The organism is Kitasatospora sp. NPDC127060 (assembly GCF_042724935.1).
In the GTDB taxonomy this organism is placed as follows: domain Bacteria; phylum Actinomycetota; class Actinomycetes; order Streptomycetales; family Streptomycetaceae; genus Kitasatospora.
Map to the genome: position 1 here is coordinate 1 of NZ_JBHXEG010000005.1, position 17,887 is coordinate 17,887.

Genomic DNA, 17,887 nt, shown 5'->3' on the forward strand with positions numbered 1-17,887 from the left:
GTGGTCGCCGGGTCCAGCGTGCTGGTGGTGGCCTTCGTCGCCCTCAACCTGCTGGCCCAGTACTTCGGGAAGCTGCGCGCCACCGGCGGCCTCGACCACTACGCGACGCTGCCGGTGCCGGCCGCCTCCGTGGTGCTCGGCGCGGCCGCCGCCTACGCCTCCTTCACCCTGCCCGGGACGCTCGTCACGGCCGGCATCGGCGCGGTGATGTTCGGGCTGCCGCTCGGCCAGCTGTGGGTGCTGCTGGCCGTCGTGCCGCTCGCCGGGGCCGCCCTCTCCGGACTCGGCGCGGCCTGCGGGCTGCTCGCGCCGCGGCAGGAGATCGCGACCATGCTCGGGCAGCTCGGCATGTCGGCGGCCCTGCTGCTCGGCGTGCTGCCGGTGGACCACCTGCCGCAGCCGGTGCTGTGGCTGCGCGACCTGCTGCCCTCGACGTACGGGGTGGAGGCCTTCGCCCGGACCTTCGCACCCGACCCGGACTGGGGGATGGTGATCGCCGACCTCGGGGTCTGCGCGGCGGTGGGCGTGGTGTCGCTGGCCCTGGCCACGTGGGCGTACCGGCGGGCCGTCGCGCGGTAGGGGCGGCCGTGGGGCCGTTCGTACGGGCGTCGTGAAACGATGGGGCCTGTGACCGTACCGAACACACCTCCGGAACCCGCCCGCGCCGATGTGCCGGCCGAGCCGGGAGCCGTACCCGACCCGTTCGCACCGCCGCCGGTCTCCGCCGAGGAGCCGCCCGCCGGGCTGCCGACGACGCCGCCCGCGGGCGGGCGCCAGGTGCCGGCCGAGCTGCGGATCGGCTCCGGGGTCGTGCTCGTGTGCCTGCTCGCCGGACTGGTGATGGCCGGGCTGTGGGCCTGGCTGGCGCCCAAGGTGCCGCTGGTCGTGGACGGTGACCGGATCCTCTACGTGGACCCCGAGGGCGAGCAGCGGGCCGGCGCCGACGCGGTGTTCGTGCTGATCGGGCTGGGCGCCGGGATCCTCACCGCGCTCGGCGCCTTCCTGGTGACCCGCAAGCGCGGCGGCGGGATCTCGGTCGCGCTCGGGCTGGCGATCGGCGGACTGCTCGGCTCGTACGGGGCCTGGAAGCTCGGCCGGTGGCTCGGGCCGAGCGACAACCTGATCGCCGAGGCCCGGCGGGTCGGCAACGGCGGGCACTTCGACGCCAGCATCGACCTGGGTGCGCTGGGGGCGCTGCTGGTGTGGCCGATGACGGCGATGGTGGTGCTGCTGGCGCTGTCGGCGGCGTTCGGGAAGCGGGAGGAGGACCCGCCGCCGTACTGGGGGGTGCCGGCGGGGACGTACGGGCCTCCGGCGGAGGGGGCTCCTGGGCAGGGGGCTCCTGCGGAGGGGGCTCCTGCGGAGGGGGCTCCTGCGGAGGGGGCTCCTGCGGAGGGGGCTCCTACGGAGGGGGCTCCTACGGAGGGGGCTCCTACGGAGGGGGCTCCTGCGGAGACGGTTCCGGAGGACCGGCGGCAGGGGTGAGTTCGTGAGTTTCGTGAGTGGGGCGGGAGGTCGGCGGCCGGGTACAGGCCGGGCCCTTCCGCCTCGCGCAGCTCCCCGCGCCCCTTTCGGGGCGCGGGGTTTTTGCCGGGTGGGCTCAGCGGGCGATGGGGGCGGTGTGGGCGCGGGTGAGGGTGATGAGGTCGGCGGGGGCCAGTTCCACTTCCAGGCCGCGGCGGCCCGCGGACACGTAGACGGTCGGGTGGGTCAGGGCGCTGGCGTCGATCACGGTGCGCAGGGGGCGGCGCTGGCCCAGCGGGGAGATGCCGCCGAGGACGTAGCCGCTGCTGCGCTCGGCGGCGGCCGGGTCGGCCATGGCGGCGCGCTTCCCGCCGACGGCCGCGGCCAGGGCCTTGAGGTCGAGCTGGCCGGCGACCGGCACCACGCCGACGGTGAGGGCACCGTCCACGTCGGCGACCAGGGTCTTGAAGACGCGCTCGGCGGCCACGCCCAGGGCCTCGGCGGCCTCGCCGCCGTAGGAGGCGGCGGCCGGGTCGTGCTCGTAGGAGTGGACGGTGAAGGGGACGGCGGCGGCTTCCAGGGCGACGGTGGCGGGGGTGCCCTGGCCGCCCTTCTTCGGTTTCTTGGCCATGGGGGCGTGCCTCGGCTCAGTTGGGGCTGAAGGACTGGCGGGTGAGGTCGACCGCGGGCAGCGAGGGCAGCCAGCTGAGCACGGCGCTCTCGCGGCGCAGCAGGTCGAGTTCGGTGCGCAGCCGCTGGGCGGTGTCCGGGCAGGCGAGCAGCCGCTGCTTGACCGGGGTCTCGAACACCGAGGCGGCGGCGACCAGGTAGGAGAGGACCTGGGGGTCGTCCGGGAGTTCCTGGCGGCCGTGGGTGCTGGCCTCGCGGGCGCCGGCCAGCCGCTTCTGGTAGACCCGGAAGGCCCGTTCGACCTCGGCGGCGAGCGCGCCGGAGCCGTCGCCGGGGCGCTCCTCCACCAGCTCGACCTCGCCGGTCAGGTACGGGCCGGTGACGTCCACCGAGTCGAGCCGGAGCCGGAACCGGGTGGTGCCGGTGACCAGCAGCTCGTAGCGGCCGTCGGGCTGGGCCTGGACGGAGGAGACGTCGGCGACGCAGCCGACGTGGTACACCGCCTCCAGCGGGTCCCCGGTGACGGTGCCCAGGCCGTCGAGCGGACCGGCCGGGCCCTCCTCGGGCCGGACCGGGGAGGTCTCGCGGCCGTCCTTGATGGCGAGCACGCCGAAGCGGCGCGGCTCGTCCTCGGACTGTTCGAGCAGATCGGCGACGAGACGGCGGTAACGCTCCTCGAAGACGTTCAGGGGCAGCACGAGGCCCGGGTAGAGCACGGTGTTCAGCGGGAAGAGCGGCAGCCGTTCTGTCACGGCGGACAGCGTAGTTCCCCGGAGCCACCCCTTGTCGCGCGGTTACCGGAGCGCCGACCCGTGGACACGCACCGTGTTCACGCGGTGGTGAACAGACCGTGCCCGCGCAGCGCTGCGCGGGCACGGGCGGCGCCGCCGGGTGCGGCGGTGGCGCCGGTGCCGAGCGCGAGGATTCTGGCGCCGCCGAGGCCCGCGCAGGGACGGCAGATGCCGGGGCGGGGCACGGGGTCGTGGCACTTGGCGCACTCGGCGGGGGCGGCCTGTGGTGCCCGGGCGGGCGGCAGCTTGCGTTGGAGCCGGTCGCGCAGGATCGCCACCGGGGAGTGCAGCGGCGAGGGCAGGCCGGGCAGCAGGGCGTGGGCCAACTCTTCTGGGGTGCTGCCGCGTTCCAGCCACTGCGACACGAGGGGCGCGAGCTGCTGCGCCTCGGCCTCGCCGAGGCGCAGTCGGGGTTCGGGGCGGACGGCGCGGAAGAGCGCTGCCACCGCCCTGCGGGTCTGCTCGTCCGCTCGCGTCAACTGGGTGGGGAGGGTGGGTACTTCTTCCGGGTTCTTTACTACAGGGCTGTCAGGGGGACCGGTCTCGGGTTCACCGGAAGCCGGGTGGGGGACAGCCGGTGCCGGTCGGGGGGTGTCGAAGACGTGCGCCTCGGAGCGGATGGTGCCGTCGGGCAGCCGGAGCGTGTCGACGCGGTAGTACCCGGCGTCCTTCAACTCCTTGAGCGCCCGCCGGATTGCGCCGCGCCCCTGCGGGCTGGTGTCGGCCATGTGCCGCCCGTCCTCGCGCCAGCCGTCGGGGCGGGAGAGGAGGTCTGCGAGCAGGCCCCGGGCGGTGTAGCTGAGGCGGCGGTCCTGGAGGAGGCCGTTCGGAAGTACGGTGAAACAGCGCGCCTGGGCGCTACGATGGATCTGCATTGGGAGTGTCTGCTCCTGTGCCGGACCCCGGGGTGTTGGTAGCACCGCCGGGGTCTTCTATGTTCTGTTGATGATGCGGAAAGTAGCACAGTCACTACGCTGAGTGCCAACCGTTTGCGGAATTCGCTGACGGGTGGGGGCGGGGTCTGCCTGGTGGGTCTCGGCGCTGGTCAGATCCGGAGGCTTGTCGCCATGGGACGGGCGCGTTCCAGTAGTTCGCGCACGCGGACGCTTCGGCTTGGGCCATCGCCCGCGACAGCTGGTGGAGTCCGGCCAGCGACACCATCTGGACCGGCTGACCTCAGGTCGGCGTGCCTGGCCGCTCAGCCGGCCGTGGCCAGGTCCGTGCCTGCCCGCTGCAGCAGGTCCCGAACCGCCGGCTCCTTCGGCCAGCGCCGCAACTCCCTCGTGTAGTCCCGCACGTAGTCCCGCGCCCGCGTCGACTGCACCCGAGCGAGGATGTCGACCGCCCGGTGCCCCATCGCGACGCCTTCCTCGAGGCTGCCGCCCTGCAGGTGCACCGTCCCGAGCACCGTGAGGCGCAGCCCGACCGAGCGGGCGAAGGAGCCCTCGGGCATCGCGTCGGCGTGCCGGTTCCACGTGAACGCCGCCTTCGGGTTGCCGAGGTCCCGCCACACCTCGACCGCATCCGATGCGAGCCGGGTGTGGCTCATGTAGCTGATCCACTCCGGATCGTCGCCGGGCCGTGCGCGGCCGAGGAGCGTCTCTGCCTCGGACAGGGCGCGCGACGCCGCCCGCGGGTCCCGGGAGCGGCCGTGTGCCCGGGCCTCGACCATCTTCGCGAACGCCAGCACCCGCGGGCTCGCCGACCCCTTCGCGTGCTCGTAGCCGCCCTGGACCATGTCGATGGCCTCGCTCGGGTAGCCGCGCAGCATGGCTTGCAGCGCCATCGTGGACATCACGTGGCTGCCGACCTCGGTGTCGCCGGCCGCGCGGGCGAGCGCGAGAGCCTGGATGAAGTGCCGCTGCGCGGCGTCGTGCTGGCCCATGTCCAGCGCGGCCCAGCCGACGATCCGGGCGAGCTCGGCGGTCACGCGGTACAGCTCGGCGCCGATCTTCTCCGGGTAGGTGCCGACCAGCAGCGGGCTCGCGCGGTGCCGGAGGCAGTCCGCGACGCTGCTGGAGCGCCAGCTGCCGCCGCCGTACTTCGAGTCCCAGGAGCGGGCCTCGCTCGCGGCCTGCCACAGCTCTTCCAGGTCCGCGCGGCCGACCTGAAGGCTGCCACGGTGCCCAGGCAGCGGCGCGCAGGGCTGGACCAGCCAGCGGGTGACCGGGGTGGTGTAGGCAGCGACGGCGAACGCGCCGCCGAGGAAGTCGCGTCGGTGCACGGTGCTCCAGAAGTTCGCGGCGTTGCGCACGGCGTCGCCGGGGTCTCTGGGGAAATCCAACCCCATCGCGGCCGGGTTGGCGGGGAGGGCAGCCATGCCCATCTCGGTAAGGGTGACAGGCCGTCCGAGGCGTTCTCCCAGCGCAACGGCGATGAGCTCGGGCGCCGGGGCGTCGGGGATCATGCCCTTGTCTATCCAGTTGCCGACGCTCGTATGGGTGTATGCGCGGGACTGACCGCGCTGCTCGGAGAGCTCGTTCACCCGCTGCGCGAGGCCCCGTCTTCCGGTCCACGCTAGCGCCTGCCTGGAGAGCCCAGTTGGACCGTCACACCTGAGGGAAGACGCCCCGGTGCGCTTGCGCGGTTGCCGGTCGGGGCCGCGTTCCTTGATCGTGCGGTGGTAGTCGTCGTACCGGGTGCTGCGGAGACCTGCCCTGCCGGTTGTGTCGAGCAGGACTGCTGGCCCGGGGTGAATTGCTAATCCCGCTGCAAGATTCCAAGGTCTTCTCGTCGTCTGCACAGGAAGTCGGTCTGGCTGACTTCCTGTGTGGAGCAAGAGGTGTCGAATAATGCCGTTGCCGCTTCGGTGATTTCGAGCGGCAACGGGTAGCAGGGCCTGGGCGGAAAGTGTTGATTGGCTTTGGTTTCGGCGGGCCCGCCCAAGTTCGGCCGGGCCCGCCGTTGCTTTTGCCGATTGTGGAAGGGGCGGGCGGGGGGAGCCGGTGTAGGGGTGGGGTTGAGCGGGCCGCAGGTGGTCGTCTCCGGGCCGGGGTCAGCCGCGTTGGAGGAGGCGGGTGGCGCCGGCCACGACGGTGGAGGCGAGGAGCCAGCCGACGACGACGAGGCCGGCCGAGATCCATTGGGTGATCCCGCCGGGGTTCCAGGCGCCCTGGTTGAGGTCGATGATCGGCAGCAGCTGGTTGAGGGTGTAGAGCACCGGGTTCCAGTGCGGTTTCTCGTCGGGCTTGAGCGGTTCCAGCGGGTGGGTGGCGAACCAGATGCTGCCGAGCGCCCAGGCGAGCAGCAGCCAGAGGCCGGCCCGGCCGGGGCGGTAGCCGTAACCGACGGTGACGTCCTGGACCCGGCCCCAGATCCGGGCGGGCAGTGGCAGGGTCTCCTGGCGGCGGCGCTGCTTGGCGTACAGCACGTGCCGGGCGTCGTCGTCGGCCCCGTCGCGGCGCAGGGCGGTGGCGAGCTGCTCGTAGGACTCGGGCTGGAACTCCACGGCGGAGCCCTCCAGCCAGGCGATCCGCTGCTGGACGGTGAACTGGCCGACCGGCCGCAGGTTGTCGTAGACGAAGCCGGTCAGCCGCAGGTGCCGGCCGAGCGGCCAGGCCTCCGGGGTGTCGACCAGGTTGCCGACCCGGGCGCGGGACAGCGAGACGGTGCCGGTGGGCCGGATCTTGCAGGTGAAGCGCAGTTCGGGGGTGTGGATGCGGCGCAGCGAGAGCTCGTCGTCACCCTCCAGGTGGAATTCGCCAGAGATCAGGCAGGCAGCCTCGAAGCGGGCGTCGGAGAGGCGCACCTGGCCGTAGGCGCGGAAGGGTGTGCTGGGGGCGTCGGGCGGGGGGCTCTGGCCGTAGCCGGAGCCGTAGTAGCTGCGGGAGCCGAACCAGCCGCCGTCGGCGGAGCTGGTCAGGTAGAGGGTGTGGCCGACGTTGAGCCGCACCGCGTTGAGGCAGACCCGGTTCTGCGGGTCGGCGTGCAGCTGGGCGCCGCGGAGCGAGAACCGGCCGCCTATGCGGGCCGTGCGGACGCTCAACTCGCCCCTGGTCTCCAGGCGTTCGGCCTCGAAGTCCTGGTGGACGGTCATCCCGTCGGCGGACACGGCGCGGCCGTAGCGGTCACCGCCGATGACGGCCATGTTGAGCAGCAGGTCGGTGCCGATCTTGGCGTCGGTGAGCCGGATGCCGTCGGGGATCCGGCAGCGGGCCAGGTGGACGTCGCCGGTGGTGGAGAGCCGGGAGGCCTCCAGCCGGGGGAGCAGGCAGTCGACCAGGCGCAGGGTGGTGGCCGAGGCCTCCGAGATGAGGACCTTGTGCTCGAAGCGGCAGCCGCGCAGCTCGACGTACCGGTCGATGTGCCCGCCGGCCAGGTTGAGCGCGCCGGTGACGTACACCCCGCTCATCCGCAGCGAGGCGACCCGCCCGGCGGTGGGCTGCGGGCCGGCCAGTAGCAGGTGGGCGAGGACCTCGGCGCCGACCGTTCGCTCGGGCCCCCAGAGGGTGTCCCCGAAGGGGTCGTCGATGTCGTTCCGGCCACACCGGCGGTCGAAGACCTCGCCCTCACGGAAGGCCTCCCAGAGCTCCCGTTCGGTGTCGGTCCAGCCTTCTGGAGCGCTCTCCGCCATGGTTTCCCCCGTCCCCCGGTCGTCTCGCCTTTCGTATCACGGACTGAAATGTGGGACCAGCCGTTCCGGCCACTCCTTACACTGGGTGGCGTGATCTCTCGAATCGACCTCCGCGGCTCGCTGGACGACCCGCGTGACCTGCTGCCCCGTGCCGAGTTCGACGTGGCGGCCGCCCTGGAGAAGGTGCGGCCGATCGCCGAGGACGTACGCCATCGCGGGGTCGCGGCGCTGATCGAGATCACCGAGCGCTTCGACGGCGTCCGGCTGGAGTCCACCCGGGTGCCCGCCGAGCAGCTGGCCGAGGCCCTGGAGACGCTGGACCCGAAGGTGCGGGCCGCGCTGGAGGAGTCCATCCGCCGGGCCCGCGCCGTGCACGCCGACCAGCGCCGCACCGGACACACCACCCAGGTGGTGCCGGGCGGCACGGTCACCCAGCGCTGGGTGCCGGTCGAGCGGGTCGGGCTGTACGTGCCGGGTGGGCTGGCGGTGTACCCGTCCTCCGTGGTGATGAACGTGGTGCCGGCCCAGGAGGCGGGCGTCCGGGGCATCGCGGTGACCTCGCCGCCGCAGAAGGAGTTCGGGGGGCGCGTCCACCCGACCATCCTGGCGGCCTGCGCGCTGCTCGGCGTGGACGAGGTCTACTCCGTCGGCGGCGCCCAGGCGGTGGCGATGTTCGCCCTCGGCACCGAGGAGTGCGCGCCGGTGAACATGGTCACCGGCCCCGGCAACATCTACGTGGCCGCCGCCAAGCGGCTGTTCGCCGGCCGGATCGGCATCGACTCCGAGGCCGGGCCGACCGAGATCGCCGTCCTCGCCGACGACAGCGCGCTGCCGTCCGACGTCGCCGCCGACCTGATCAGCCAGGCCGAGCACGGCCCCACCTCCGGCTCGGTGCTGGTCACCGACTCCCCGGCGCTGGCCGACGCGGTCGAGGTCGAGCTGGTCGCGCAGGTCGGCCGGACCAAGCACAGCGAGCGGGTCGCCGAGGCGCTCGGCGGCCGGCAGTCCGGCATCATCCTGGTCGACGACCTGACCCAGGGCCTCGCGGTGGTCAACGCCTACGCGGCCGAGCACCTGGAGATCCAGACCCGGGACCCGCACGCGGTGGCCGAGCGGGTGGTCAACGCCGGCGCGGTCTTCATCGGCCGCTGGACCCCGGTCTCGCTGGGCGACTACGCGGCCGGCTCCAACCACGTGCTGCCGACCGGCGGCTGCGCCTGCCACTCCTCCGGGCTGTCGGTGCAGACCTTCCTGCGGAGCGTCCAGGTCGTCGAGTACGACCGGGAGGCGCTGGCGGACGTCGCCGCGCACGTGGTCAACCTGGCCGACGCCGAGGACCTCCCCGGACACGGGGACGCCATCAAGGCCCGGTTCGATTGGACGGTTCCCGGCTCGTGACCACGCGTGCGACTCGCATCGACGACCTGCCCATCCGCGACGAGCTGCGCGGCCAGTCCCCGTACGGCGCGCCGCAGCTGGACGTGCCCGTCCAGCTGAACACCAACGAGAACCCGTACCGGCTGCCCGAGGAGCTGGTGGCCCGGATCACCGAGCGGGTCGCCGACGCCGCCCGCAACCTCAACCGCTACCCCGACCGGGACGCGGTCGAGCTGCGCGAGGGCCTGGCGGCGTACCTCACCCGCACCACCGGCTTCCCGGTGGCGCGCGAGCAGGTGTGGGCCGCCAACGGCTCCAACGAGGTGCTCCAGCAGCTGCTGCAGACCTTCGGCGGCCCCGGCCGCAGCGCGCTCGGCTTCGAGCCCTCGTACTCGATGCACGCGCTGATCTCCCGGGGCACCGGCACCGCCTGGATCTCCGGCCCGCGGGGCGACGACTTCACCATCGACGTGGAGGCCGCCCTCGCGGCCATCGCCGAGCACAGGCCGAACGTGGTGTTCATCTGCTCGCCGAACAACCCGACCGGGACGGCGGTGACGGCGGAGACCGTCCTGCGGCTGTACGAGGCCGCCCAGGCCGCCCGGCCCAGCCTGGTGGTGGTGGACGAGGCGTACGTCGAGTTCTCGCACCGCGCCTCGCTGCTGCCGCTGATCGAGGGCCGCCCCAACCTGGTGGTCAGCCGCACCATGTCCAAGGCCTTCGGCGCCGCCGGGCTGCGGCTGGGCTATCTGGCCGCCGACCCGGCCGTGGTGGACGCCGTCCAGCTGGTCCGGCTGCCGTACCACCTGTCGGCCGTCACCCAGGCCACCGCGCTGGCCTGCCTGGAGCACACGGACACCCTGCTCGGGTACGTCGGCCGGCTCAAGGCCGAGCGCGACCGGCTGGTCGACGCGCTGCGCGCGATGGGCCTGGAGGTGACCGACTCGGACGCCAACTTCGTCCAGTTCGGCCGGTTCGCCGACACCCACGCCGTCTGGCAGGCCATCCTCGACCAGGGTGTCCTGGTCCGTGACAACGGCGTCCCCGGGTGGCTGCGCGTCACCGCCGGCACGCCCGCCGAGAACGACGCCTTCCTGGACGCCGTCCGCACCGTGATCAAGGAGCTGTAACCCTTCATGTCCCGCATCGGACGCGTCGAGCGCACCACCAAGGAGACCTCCGTCCTGGTCGAGATAGACCTGGACGGCACCGGCCGCACCGACATCTCCACCGGCGTCGGCTTCTACGACCACATGCTCGACCAGCTCGGCCGCCACGGTCTGTTCGACCTCACCGTCAAGACCGACGGCGACCTGCACATCGACACCCACCACACCATCGAGGACACCGCCCTCGCGCTCGGCGCCGCCTTCAAGCAGGCGCTCGGCGACAAGGTCGGCATCTACCGCTTCGGCAACTGCACGGTGCCGCTGGACGAGTCGCTCGCCCAGGTCACCGTCGACCTCTCCGGCCGGCCCTACCTGGTGCACACCGAGCCCGAGAACATGGCGCCGATGATCGGCAGCTACGACACCACGATGACCCGGCACATCCTGGAGTCCTTCGTGGCCCAGGCCCAGATCGCGCTGCACGTGCACGTCCCGTACGGGCGCAACGCGCACCACATCGTGGAGTGCCAGTTCAAGGCGCTGGCCCGGGCGCTGCGCTACGCCGCCGAGCACGACCCGCGCGCGGCCGGAATCCTCCCCTCGACCAAGGGCGCGCTGTGAACAAGACCGCGACGATCCTCCTGTTCGTCGGCCTCTTCCTGGCCGGCGGAGTGATCTCCTTCTGGAAGCAGAAGCTGCCGAAGGGCGTCATCCTGGTGCTGGCCATCGGTGCCGTGATGTGCCTGGGCTCCGGCCTCATGCGCCTCTAGACCCGCCTGGCCCCGTAGAGAGACTGGACACCTGAACATGGGCAAGAACGTCGTCGTCCTCGACTACGGCTCCGGCAACCTCCGCTCCGCGCAGCGCGCCCTGGAACGGACCGGGGCGAACGTCACGGTCAGCTCCGACTACGACACCGCGATGGCCGCCGACGGCCTGCTCGTCCCCGGCGTCGGCGCCTTCGAGGCCTGCATGCGCGGGCTGAAGTCCGTCCGCGGTGACTGGATCATCGGCCGCCGGCTCTCCGGGGGCCGCCCGGTCATGGGCATCTGCGTCGGCATGCAGATCCTCTTCGAGAAGGGCGTCGAGCACGGCGTCGAGACGTCCGGCTGCGACGAGTGGCCCGGCACCGTCGAGCCGCTGGACGCCCCGGTCATCCCCCACATGGGCTGGAACACGGTGGACGTGCCCGAGGGCAGCCGGATGTTCGCCGGCTTGGACCGGGACACCCGCTTCTACTTCGTCCACTCCTACGGCGTGCGGCACTGGGAGCTGGAGAGCCACAGCGCGCGGATCAACCCGCCGCTGGTCACCTGGGCCACCCACGGGCAGCCGTTCGTCGCCGCCGTCGAGAACGGCCCGCTCTGGGCCACCCAGTTCCACCCCGAGAAGTCCGGCGACGCCGGCGCCGCCCTCCTGACCAACTGGGTCAACACCCTCTGACCGTCTGAGAGTTGTTACTGATGAGCCTTGAGCTGCTGCCTGCCGTCGACGTCCGGGACGGCCAGGCCGTCCGCCTGGTCAAGGGTGCCTCCGGCACCGAGACCTCCTTCGGCGAGCCGCTGGCCGCCGCCCTCGCCTGGCAGAACGCCGGCGCCGAGTGGCTGCACCTGGTCGACCTCGACGCCGCCTTCGGGACCGGTAGCAACTACGAGCTGCTGCGCGAGGTCACCGGTCAGCTGGACATCAAGGTCGAGCTGTCCGGCGGCATCCGCGACGACGAGTCGCTCGCCCGCGCCCTCGCCACCGGCTGCACCCGGGTCAACCTCGGCACCGCCGCCCTGGAGGCCCCCGAGTGGGTCGCCAAGGCCATCGCCGAGCACGGTGACAAGATCGCCGTCGGCCTGGACGTGGTCGGCACCACCCTGCGCGGCCGCGGCTGGACCCGCGACGGCGGCCAGCTCTTCGACGTCCTGGAGCGGCTCAACGCCGAGGGCTGCGCCCGCTACGTCGTCACCGACGTCAACCGCGACGGCACCCTGACCGGCCCCAACCTCCAGCTGCTGCGCGACGTCTGCGGCGCCACCGACCGCCCGGTGGTCGCCTCCGGCGGCGTCTCCTCGCTCGACGACCTGCGCGCCATCGCCTCGCTGGTCGGCGAGGGTGTCGAGGGCGCCATCGTGGGCAAGGCACTCTACGAGCAGAAGTTCACCCTCGAAGAGGCCCTGGAGGCGGTTTCCGGATGACGGAACGTCAGGTCGTACGCGGTCGGGTGGCGGGATTCTCCCACTGGGAGGACACCATCGGCACGGCGCAGGCGGTCGCCGCCGGCGATCATGTGCACGTGTCGGGCGCCCGCCCGCTGGTGGGTGACGTCCTCCACGGCGAGGGCGACCCCTCCGAGCAGGCCCGCGTCGCGTTCGGCAACGCGCTGGAGGCGCTGGCCGCGTACGGACTGACGGCGGACGACGTGGTCCGCACCCGGATGTTCCTCACCCACGCCCGCGACGTCGAAGCGGTGGGCCGGGTCCACCACGAACTCTTCGACGCCGTACGGCCGGTGGCCACCCTGGTGGTGGTCGACGGACTGATCGACTCCCGGATGATGGTCGAGGTCGAGATCGACGCGCACCGCACCGGGCTGGCAAAGACCCTGGAAGGCAAGCAGCCGTGACCCTCGCAGTACGTGTCATCCCCTGCCTGGACGTGGACGCCGGGCGGGTGGTCAAGGGCGTCAACTTCCAGAACCTGCGCGACGCCGGCGACCCGGTCGAGATGGCCAAGCTCTACGACGCCGAGGGCGCCGACGAGCTGACCTTCCTCGACATCACCGCCTCCTCCGGCGACCGCGAGACCACCTACGACGTGGTCCGCCGCACCGCCGAGCAGGTGTTCATCCCGCTCACCGTCGGCGGCGGCATCCGCGCCGTCGAGGACGTCAACAAGCTGCTGCGGGCCGGCGCCGACAAGGTCGGCGTCAACACCGCGGCCATCGCCCGGCCCGAGCTGATCCGCGAGATCGCCCAGCGGTTCGGCCGCCAGGTGCTGGTGCTGTCGGTCGACGCCCGGCGGTGCGCCGAAGGGACCGAGACGCCGTCCGGCTACGAGGTCACCACCCACGGCGGGCGCCGCGGCACCGGCCTCGACGCGGTCGAATGGGCGGGCCGCGCGGCCGAGTTGGGGGCGGGCGAGATCCTGCTCAACTCGATGGACGCGGACGGCACCAAGAACGGCTACGACCTGGAGATGATCCGCGCGGTGCGCAAGGCCGTCTCGGTGCCGGTGATCGCCTCCGGCGGGGCCGGGCGGCTCGGCGACTTCGCGCCGGCCGTCGAGGCGGGGGCGGACGCGGTGCTCGCGGCCAGCGTCTTCCACTTCGGGGACCTGCGGATCGGCGAGGTCAAGGACGCGCTGCGGGAGGCCGGGCACCCGGTGCGGTGACGGCCGGACGTGCAGGAGGGCCCGCCTCGGCTTCCGGGGCGGGCCCTCCGCGCGTTTCGTGGCGTCGCGTTTCGTGGCGTCGCGTTTCGTGCCTTCGCGCTCCGTGTCCTTGCGTTCCGTGCTCAGGACTCCGGTTTCCGCGCTCAGGACTGCCGCGGCTCGCCCTTGATCAGGGCGAACGGCGCACCGTTCGGGTCCGCCAGCCAGGCGATCCGGCCGACGTTCTCCACGTCCGCGGCCGGCATCAGCACCGTGCCGCCCGCCGCCGTCGCCTTGGTGACCAGCGCGTCCACGTCGCCGGCCGCGAAGTACGGCGTCCAGGCGGAGGGCTGGCCCTGCTGCATGGTCGGGGCGATGCCGCCGAAGCTGGTCTGCTGCTGGTCCCCGTCGGCCGTGGAGATCACCCGGTAGGTCATCCCCGGGGACGGCTCGAAGTTCTCCACCCGCCAGCCGAACAGCCCGTGGTAGAAGGAGAATCCGCCGTCCTGGTCCTGGGTGTGCAGCTCCGACCAGACCAGCGTGTCGTCCTCGGAGACGGCGTCCAGCCCGACGGTGTTCCCGGCCTGCCAGACGGCGAACCGCGCGCCCTGCGGGTCGGCGAGCTGGGCCATCCGGCCCTCCTCCATCACGTCCGCCGGCGGCACCAGCACCTTGCCGCCGGCCTGCTGGGCGGCACCGACCGTCGCGTCCACGTCGGCGGTGCGGAAGTACGTCGTCCAGGAGGACTGGTCGCCCGGGTTGAGCGGGCCGATCGCGCCGACGGTCTTCCCGTTCAGCTGGAGGAAGCCGTAGCCCATCGCGTCCGGGACCTCCTGGAACGTCCAGCCGAAGACCTTGCCGTAGAACGCGGCGGTCGCGGCGATGTCGGGGCTGCCCAGGTCGATCCAGCAAGGCGAGCCGATGGGAAAGTCGGTGGTGATCATGAGGCGGTGCCCTTCGACGGAGAGTGACCCGGGCGCCCTGGTCGGACCCGGGCACCTGCGAGTCTGCACCCGGCCACTGACATCCGCAGCCGGGAGGCGGCCGTGCCGGGGGGGGCGGGCCCGGGCCCGCCGTTACAGCCAGCCGCGCTGCGCCGCCTTGAGACCGGCCTCGAAGCGGCTGGCGGCATCGAGCCGCTCCATGAGGGCGGACATCTGGCGGCGCACGGTGCGCACCGAGATGCCGAGCCGCTTGCCGGCGGCCTCGTCGGTCAGGCCCGTACCGAGCAGCCGCAGCAGGTCGCGTTCGGCCGGGGTGAGCCCGGTGTCGTGATGGGTGGGCTGGTCGGCGCCGAGCGGTACGGCGGTCGACCAGGCCTGTTCGAACAGGGCGACGAGCGAGGCGACCAGCCCGGGCTCGCTGGTGCACAGGGCCCCGAGCCTGGTCCGCGTCGGGTCGATCGGGACGACGGCGGTGTGCCGGTCGAAGACCAACAGCCGGGGCGGCAGGAGGGGCGCCGTCCGCACCTGGCCGCCGAGGCCGGTGAGCCACTGGGCGTACGTGTGGGTGGCCTGGTCGTTGCGGACGCTGTCCTGGTAGAGCGTCCGCATGGCGACGCCGCGCTCCAACGCGTCCTGGTCGAGCGGACGGGCGGCGTCCATGCTGGCCTGGGACTGCGCCCCGCCCGAGATCGCGGCGAGGAACTCCTCCCGGAGGCCACGCGCCAGCGTCTCCAGCCTGGCCTGGATCGCGTCCATCCCGACCAGCCGCTCGGTGGCGTCCGAGGTGGTGTTGGGCATCAGGTCCGCGTAGGCGGCGACGGCCTGGGCCACGGCGGCCTTGCTGGCGGCCAGCTCCTGCTGGCGGCGGGCGAGGTCGTCCTCCTGGCGGCGGATGACGGCCTCCAGGCCGACCGCCGGGCTGACCGGACGCAGCGCGCCGCAGACCTCCTGGGAGGGACGCAGCAGCGTCAGGTCCGCGAGTTGGTCGAGGGCGTCCCTGACGGCGGTCTCGGAGAGGCCGAGCCGGCGGCACAGGTCGGTGACTCCGCAGCCGGGCTCGACCAGCAAGGCCGTGTAGACGGCTTCCGCTGTCGGGCCCAGTCCCAGTACTTCGAGCACGATTCCCCCCGGTCGCGACGATGCGGGCGGCCGGAACGTCAAGACCGCCTGCGCGATTCTCACAGTTCGCACACGTGTGTGCAAGGAGAACTGACGGGCCGTCTGCGGAGCTGCGGAGGCGGCGGGGGCGGAGGTTCGGGGCCGGGTGGCGCCATGCTGCCAGACCTGATGCTGCCTCGGGTGAGGCCTTCCGGAACACCGGTCGAGCCAGCAGGATATGGATCACCGAGCCGCAGGGGCCACCGAGCCCCGGGCCGGCGGGACGGACGACGGGAACCAGCTGTCGTCCTCCGACGAACCGACCGATCATCAACAACCAGGGGGTTGTTCTCCATGCGGATCTCCGCTCGCGTTCCCGGTGTCCTGGCGGCTGCGGCAGTGGTGGCCACGCTCGCTCTGCCCGTCGTCACCGCCGCCGTCGCACCGGTTACCGTGGCGGGCGTGTCCGCGGCGAGCGACCCCGGCGCGGGTGGGACCGGCGCGGGTGGGACCGGCGTGGGTGGGACCGGTGTTGGTGGGACCGACAAGCCCGGCCTGGGCGACCCGGGCAGCATCAGCTGGGACGACAAGAAGTGACCGCCGCCGTCGGTGTCGGCCGCCTGAACCGAGCCCGATGCACATTGTCCGTCTCACCCTGACGACCCCCGACCGGCGCCCGCCCACCGCGGCCGACGCCCATGTCCTGAAGGACGTGCTCTGGGCCCACGCCGATCCCTACGGCGGCCTGGAGCACGTCCAGTCGAGAGCCTCTCAGGACTCGATCGACCTCATCCTCTTCACCAGCGGCGGAAGCGGCGACAACGCCCCCGCCCATTCGCTGGCCATCTGTTCCACCGCCCTCTCGCGGTCTCCGGCCTTCCGGTCCTGGCGCGTCATCGTCGCCGGCTGACGGCCCTCCACATCCTGCCGGAGTCCCTCCGGCGCTCCCTCTTCCGGTGATCCGGGCGCCGTCGCGCCGCACCGGTCCTCCGAATGCCATTTCCAGGAGTGTTCATGTCTCGCAAGGCCTATCTCCGTACGTCCGCGATCGCCTTCGGCCTGGCCGGCTCGCTGTCGCTCGGCCTGCTCGTCCAGGGCGGCACCGCGTTCGCCGCCGCCCCCGCCCCCGCCGCCACCGCGGTCGCGGGCGGCGAGTACGGTGGCGCCGGCCAGCCGGTCGAGGTCGGCAAGTCGGCCGGGGTCGCCCAGGCGCCCGCCGCTGACGGGGCGTCGGCGTCCGACTCCGTCCTGGCCCCCGCGGTCAGCCGGAGCGAGGCGATCCAGCGAGCCAAGAGCTGGGTCGGCATCGGCCTCGACTACAGCTGGACCGGCTCGCACGACGGCTACCGCACCGACTGCTCGGGCTACGTCTCGATGGCCTGGAAGCTCGACGAATCGCTGACCACCGACACCTTCGGCCCGCGGGGCGTCACCGAGCAGATCGGCAAGGGGGACCTCAAGCCCGGGGACGCCCTGCTCAACGACAACAGCGGGGCCAACGGCCACGTGGTGCTGTTCGAGAAGTGGACCGACTCCGACCACTACATGGGCTACGAGTTCACCGGCAGCGGCGTCCACTACCGCGAGATCCCCTACCCGTACTTCTCCGGCTACGGCACCTACGTGCCGGTCCGCAACAAGTCCATCCGCGAGGACGGCCCGTCCGACCCGGGGATGACCAACCTGACGGCCGGTGACTTCAACGGTGACGGCAAGAAGGACCTGGTGGCGGTGGAGGCGTCGACGGGGAAGCTGTGGCTGTACCCGGGGACGGGTACGGGCGTTTTGGGGAGTCGGGTGGAGATCGGTTCCGGTGGCTGGAACGGGATGAGCAACCTGGCGGCCGGTGACCTGAACGGTGACGGTCGGGACGACCTGGTGGCGACCGAGAAGTCGACGGGGAAGTTGTGGCTGTACCCGGGGACGGGTCACGGTGTGGGTGACCGGGTGGAGATCGGCTCCGGTGGCTGGAACGGGATGAACAACGCCGTGGTGGGTGACTTCAACGGTGACGGCAAGGACGATGTCGTGGCGGTGGAGGTGTCGACGGGCAAGTTGTGGCTGTACCCGGGGACGGGTCACGGCGTGGGTGACCGGGTGGAGATCGGCTCCGGCGGCTGGAACGGGATGAACAAGATCGTCAGCCCCGGTGACATGAACAAGGACGGCAAGGACGACCTGGTGGCGACCGAGACGTCCACGGGCAAGCTCTGGCTGTACCCGGGCAACGGCCACGGCATCGACGGCCGGGTGGAGATCGGGTCCGGCGGCTGGAACGGGATCTCGGACTACGCCGGTGCGGACTTCGACGGTGACGGCATCGGCGACCTGGCGGCGGTGGAGTCCGCCCCGGGCGAGACCGGGAAGCTCTACCTCTACAAGGGCACCGGCAACGGCCTGGGCTCCCGCACCGAGATCGGCTCCGGCGGCTGGTAGACCGCGTAGGGGCTCCGCCGACCCGGTGGCAGGGTTCAGCACGGCGGGCCCGTCGGTCAGGGGATCTCCTGACCGGCGGGCCCGCCGCCGTACCGGTGCGACAGT

The 17,887-nt window shown here is 72.4% G+C and carries 19 protein-coding genes; 12 read left to right on the plus strand and 7 right to left on the minus strand.

What is annotated here, in order from left to right:
* Both ACFWIS_RS04685 and ACFWIS_RS04690 read left to right on the plus strand, forming a co-directional pair.
* The coding region (locus ACFWIS_RS04685) for an ABC transporter permease (RefSeq protein ID WP_380523474.1) at nucleotides 1-579 on the plus strand (579 nt) is incomplete at its 5' end.
* Nucleotides 580-627: 48 nt separating this feature from the next.
* Nucleotides 628-1,485 carry a hypothetical protein gene (locus tag ACFWIS_RS04690; protein ID WP_380523476.1) on the plus strand — a complete coding sequence of 286 codons (858 nt, stop codon included), beginning with the start codon at nucleotides 628-630 and terminating at the stop codon, nucleotides 1,483-1,485.
* Between the two features lie 115 nt (nucleotides 1,486-1,600).
* Here the strand turns inward: ACFWIS_RS04690 and ybaK are convergent, their stop codons facing one another.
* The 5 genes from ybaK to ACFWIS_RS04715 all read right to left on the minus strand — a co-directional run bounded on the left by ybaK (nucleotide 1,601) and on the right by ACFWIS_RS04715 (nucleotide 7,458).
* On the minus strand, nucleotides 1,601-2,095 hold the full coding sequence (gene ybaK / locus ACFWIS_RS04695; protein WP_380461700.1) for a Cys-tRNA(Pro) deacylase: 495 nt from the start codon (nucleotides 2,093-2,095) through the stop codon (nucleotides 1,601-1,603).
* Nucleotides 2,096-2,111: 16 nt separating this feature from the next.
* Nucleotides 2,112-2,846: an LON peptidase substrate-binding domain-containing protein gene (locus tag ACFWIS_RS04700; protein ID WP_380461699.1), complete on the minus strand. Its 735-nt coding sequence runs from the start codon at nucleotides 2,844-2,846 to the stop codon at nucleotides 2,112-2,114.
* 77 nt (nucleotides 2,847-2,923) lie between these two features.
* Nucleotides 2,924-3,760: a hypothetical protein gene (locus tag ACFWIS_RS04705; RefSeq protein ID WP_380461698.1), complete on the minus strand. Its 837-nt coding sequence runs from the start codon at nucleotides 3,758-3,760 to the stop codon at nucleotides 2,924-2,926.
* A 323-nt stretch (nucleotides 3,761-4,083) separates the two neighbouring features.
* On the minus strand, nucleotides 4,084-5,205 hold the full coding sequence (locus ACFWIS_RS04710) for a sporulation protein (RefSeq protein ID WP_380523477.1): 1,122 nt from the start codon (nucleotides 5,203-5,205) through the stop codon (nucleotides 4,084-4,086).
* Between the two features lie 675 nt (nucleotides 5,206-5,880).
* The gene (locus ACFWIS_RS04715) at nucleotides 5,881-7,458 is read right to left on the minus strand and encodes an oxidoreductase (protein ID WP_380461696.1); all 1,578 of its coding nucleotides are present in this window, start codon (nucleotides 7,456-7,458) and stop codon (nucleotides 5,881-5,883) included.
* A gap of 90 nt (nucleotides 7,459-7,548) precedes the next feature.
* On the opposite strand from ACFWIS_RS04715, the gene hisD reads away from it, so the two are divergent.
* The 8 genes from hisD to hisF are packed head-to-tail and all read left to right on the plus strand — an operon-like array spanning nucleotide 7,549 to nucleotide 13,325.
* Entirely contained in the window at nucleotides 7,549-8,856 is a 1,308-nt protein-coding gene (gene hisD / locus ACFWIS_RS04720; protein ID WP_380461695.1) for a histidinol dehydrogenase, read from the plus strand.
* Entirely contained in the window at nucleotides 8,853-9,965 is a 1,113-nt protein-coding gene (locus ACFWIS_RS04725) for a histidinol-phosphate transaminase (RefSeq protein WP_380461694.1), read from the plus strand. The genes hisD and ACFWIS_RS04725 overlap by 4 nt, the downstream gene beginning before the upstream one ends.
* A 6-nt stretch (nucleotides 9,966-9,971) precedes the next feature.
* Complete coding sequence (hisB, locus tag ACFWIS_RS04730; RefSeq protein ID WP_350516577.1) at nucleotides 9,972-10,565, plus strand: imidazoleglycerol-phosphate dehydratase HisB; 594 nt, start codon at nucleotides 9,972-9,974, stop codon at nucleotides 10,563-10,565.
* Nucleotides 10,562-10,714, plus strand: a complete 153-nt coding sequence (locus tag ACFWIS_RS04735; protein ID WP_188302392.1) for a hypothetical protein — start codon at nucleotides 10,562-10,564, stop codon at nucleotides 10,712-10,714. The genes hisB and ACFWIS_RS04735 overlap by 4 nt, the downstream gene beginning before the upstream one ends.
* A 37-nt stretch (nucleotides 10,715-10,751) precedes the next feature.
* Nucleotides 10,752-11,387, plus strand: a complete 636-nt coding sequence (gene hisH / locus ACFWIS_RS04740) for an imidazole glycerol phosphate synthase subunit HisH (protein ID WP_380461693.1) — start codon at nucleotides 10,752-10,754, stop codon at nucleotides 11,385-11,387.
* 17 nt (nucleotides 11,388-11,404) lie between these two features.
* Nucleotides 11,405-12,130: a bifunctional 1-(5-phosphoribosyl)-5-((5-phosphoribosylamino)methylideneamino)imidazole-4-carboxamide isomerase/phosphoribosylanthranilate isomerase PriA gene (gene priA / locus ACFWIS_RS04745; RefSeq protein ID WP_380461703.1), complete on the plus strand. Its 726-nt coding sequence runs from the start codon at nucleotides 11,405-11,407 to the stop codon at nucleotides 12,128-12,130.
* A complete protein-coding gene (locus ACFWIS_RS04750) occupies nucleotides 12,127-12,558 on the plus strand; it encodes a Rid family hydrolase (RefSeq protein ID WP_380461692.1) in 432 nt (143 codons plus the stop codon). Before priA ends, ACFWIS_RS04750 begins: the two co-directional genes overlap by 4 nt.
* Nucleotides 12,555-13,325: an imidazole glycerol phosphate synthase subunit HisF gene (gene hisF, locus ACFWIS_RS04755; protein ID WP_380461691.1), complete on the plus strand. Its 771-nt coding sequence runs from the start codon at nucleotides 12,555-12,557 to the stop codon at nucleotides 13,323-13,325. Before ACFWIS_RS04750 ends, hisF begins: the two co-directional genes overlap by 4 nt.
* Nucleotides 13,326-13,468: 143 nt before the next feature.
* On the opposite strand, the gene ACFWIS_RS04760 is transcribed toward hisF, so the two are convergent.
* Nucleotides 13,469-14,248, minus strand: a complete 780-nt coding sequence (locus ACFWIS_RS04760) for a VOC family protein (protein WP_380461690.1) — start codon at nucleotides 14,246-14,248, stop codon at nucleotides 13,469-13,471.
* A 132-nt stretch (nucleotides 14,249-14,380) separates the two neighbouring features.
* A complete protein-coding gene (locus tag ACFWIS_RS04765) occupies nucleotides 14,381-15,367 on the minus strand; it encodes a LuxR C-terminal-related transcriptional regulator (protein ID WP_380461689.1) in 987 nt (328 codons plus the stop codon).
* A 613-nt stretch (nucleotides 15,368-15,980) separates the two neighbouring features.
* On the opposite strand from ACFWIS_RS04765, the gene ACFWIS_RS04770 reads away from it, so the two are divergent.
* Both ACFWIS_RS04770 and ACFWIS_RS04775 read left to right on the plus strand, forming a co-directional pair.
* Nucleotides 15,981-16,256 carry a hypothetical protein gene (locus ACFWIS_RS04770; RefSeq protein ID WP_380461687.1) on the plus strand — a complete coding sequence of 92 codons (276 nt, stop codon included), beginning with the start codon at nucleotides 15,981-15,983 and terminating at the stop codon, nucleotides 16,254-16,256.
* Between the two features lie 104 nt (nucleotides 16,257-16,360).
* The gene (locus ACFWIS_RS04775) at nucleotides 16,361-17,782 is read left to right on the plus strand and encodes an FG-GAP-like repeat-containing protein (RefSeq protein ID WP_380461686.1); all 1,422 of its coding nucleotides are present in this window, start codon (nucleotides 16,361-16,363) and stop codon (nucleotides 17,780-17,782) included.
* Nucleotides 17,783-17,887: the final 105 nt, after the last annotated feature.

Coding starts and splice junctions, on each gene's coding strand:
- ACFWIS_RS04750 (WP_380461692.1), top strand. CDS start 12,127: ATGACGGAACGTCAGGTCGTACGCGGTCGGGTGGCGGGATTCTCCCAC.
- hisH (WP_380461693.1), top strand. CDS start 10,752: ATGGGCAAGAACGTCGTCGTCCTCGACTACGGCTCCGGCAACCTCCGC.
- ACFWIS_RS04715 (WP_380461696.1), bottom strand. CDS start 7,458: ATGGCGGAGAGCGCTCCAGAAGGCTGGACCGACACCGAACGGGAGCTC.
- ACFWIS_RS04760 (WP_380461690.1), bottom strand. CDS start 14,248: ATGATCACCACCGACTTTCCCATCGGCTCGCCTTGCTGGATCGACCTG.
- hisB (WP_350516577.1), top strand. CDS start 9,972: ATGTCCCGCATCGGACGCGTCGAGCGCACCACCAAGGAGACCTCCGTC.
- ACFWIS_RS04770 (WP_380461687.1), top strand. CDS start 15,981: ATGCACATTGTCCGTCTCACCCTGACGACCCCCGACCGGCGCCCGCCC.
- ybaK (WP_380461700.1), bottom strand. CDS start 2,095: ATGGCCAAGAAACCGAAGAAGGGCGGCCAGGGCACCCCCGCCACCGTC.
- ACFWIS_RS04775 (WP_380461686.1), top strand. CDS start 16,361: ATGTCTCGCAAGGCCTATCTCCGTACGTCCGCGATCGCCTTCGGCCTG.
- ACFWIS_RS04710 (WP_380523477.1), bottom strand. CDS start 5,205: ATGGCTGCCCTCCCCGCCAACCCGGCCGCGATGGGGTTGGATTTCCCC.
- ACFWIS_RS04705 (WP_380461698.1), bottom strand. CDS start 3,760: ATGCAGATCCATCGTAGCGCCCAGGCGCGCTGTTTCACCGTACTTCCG.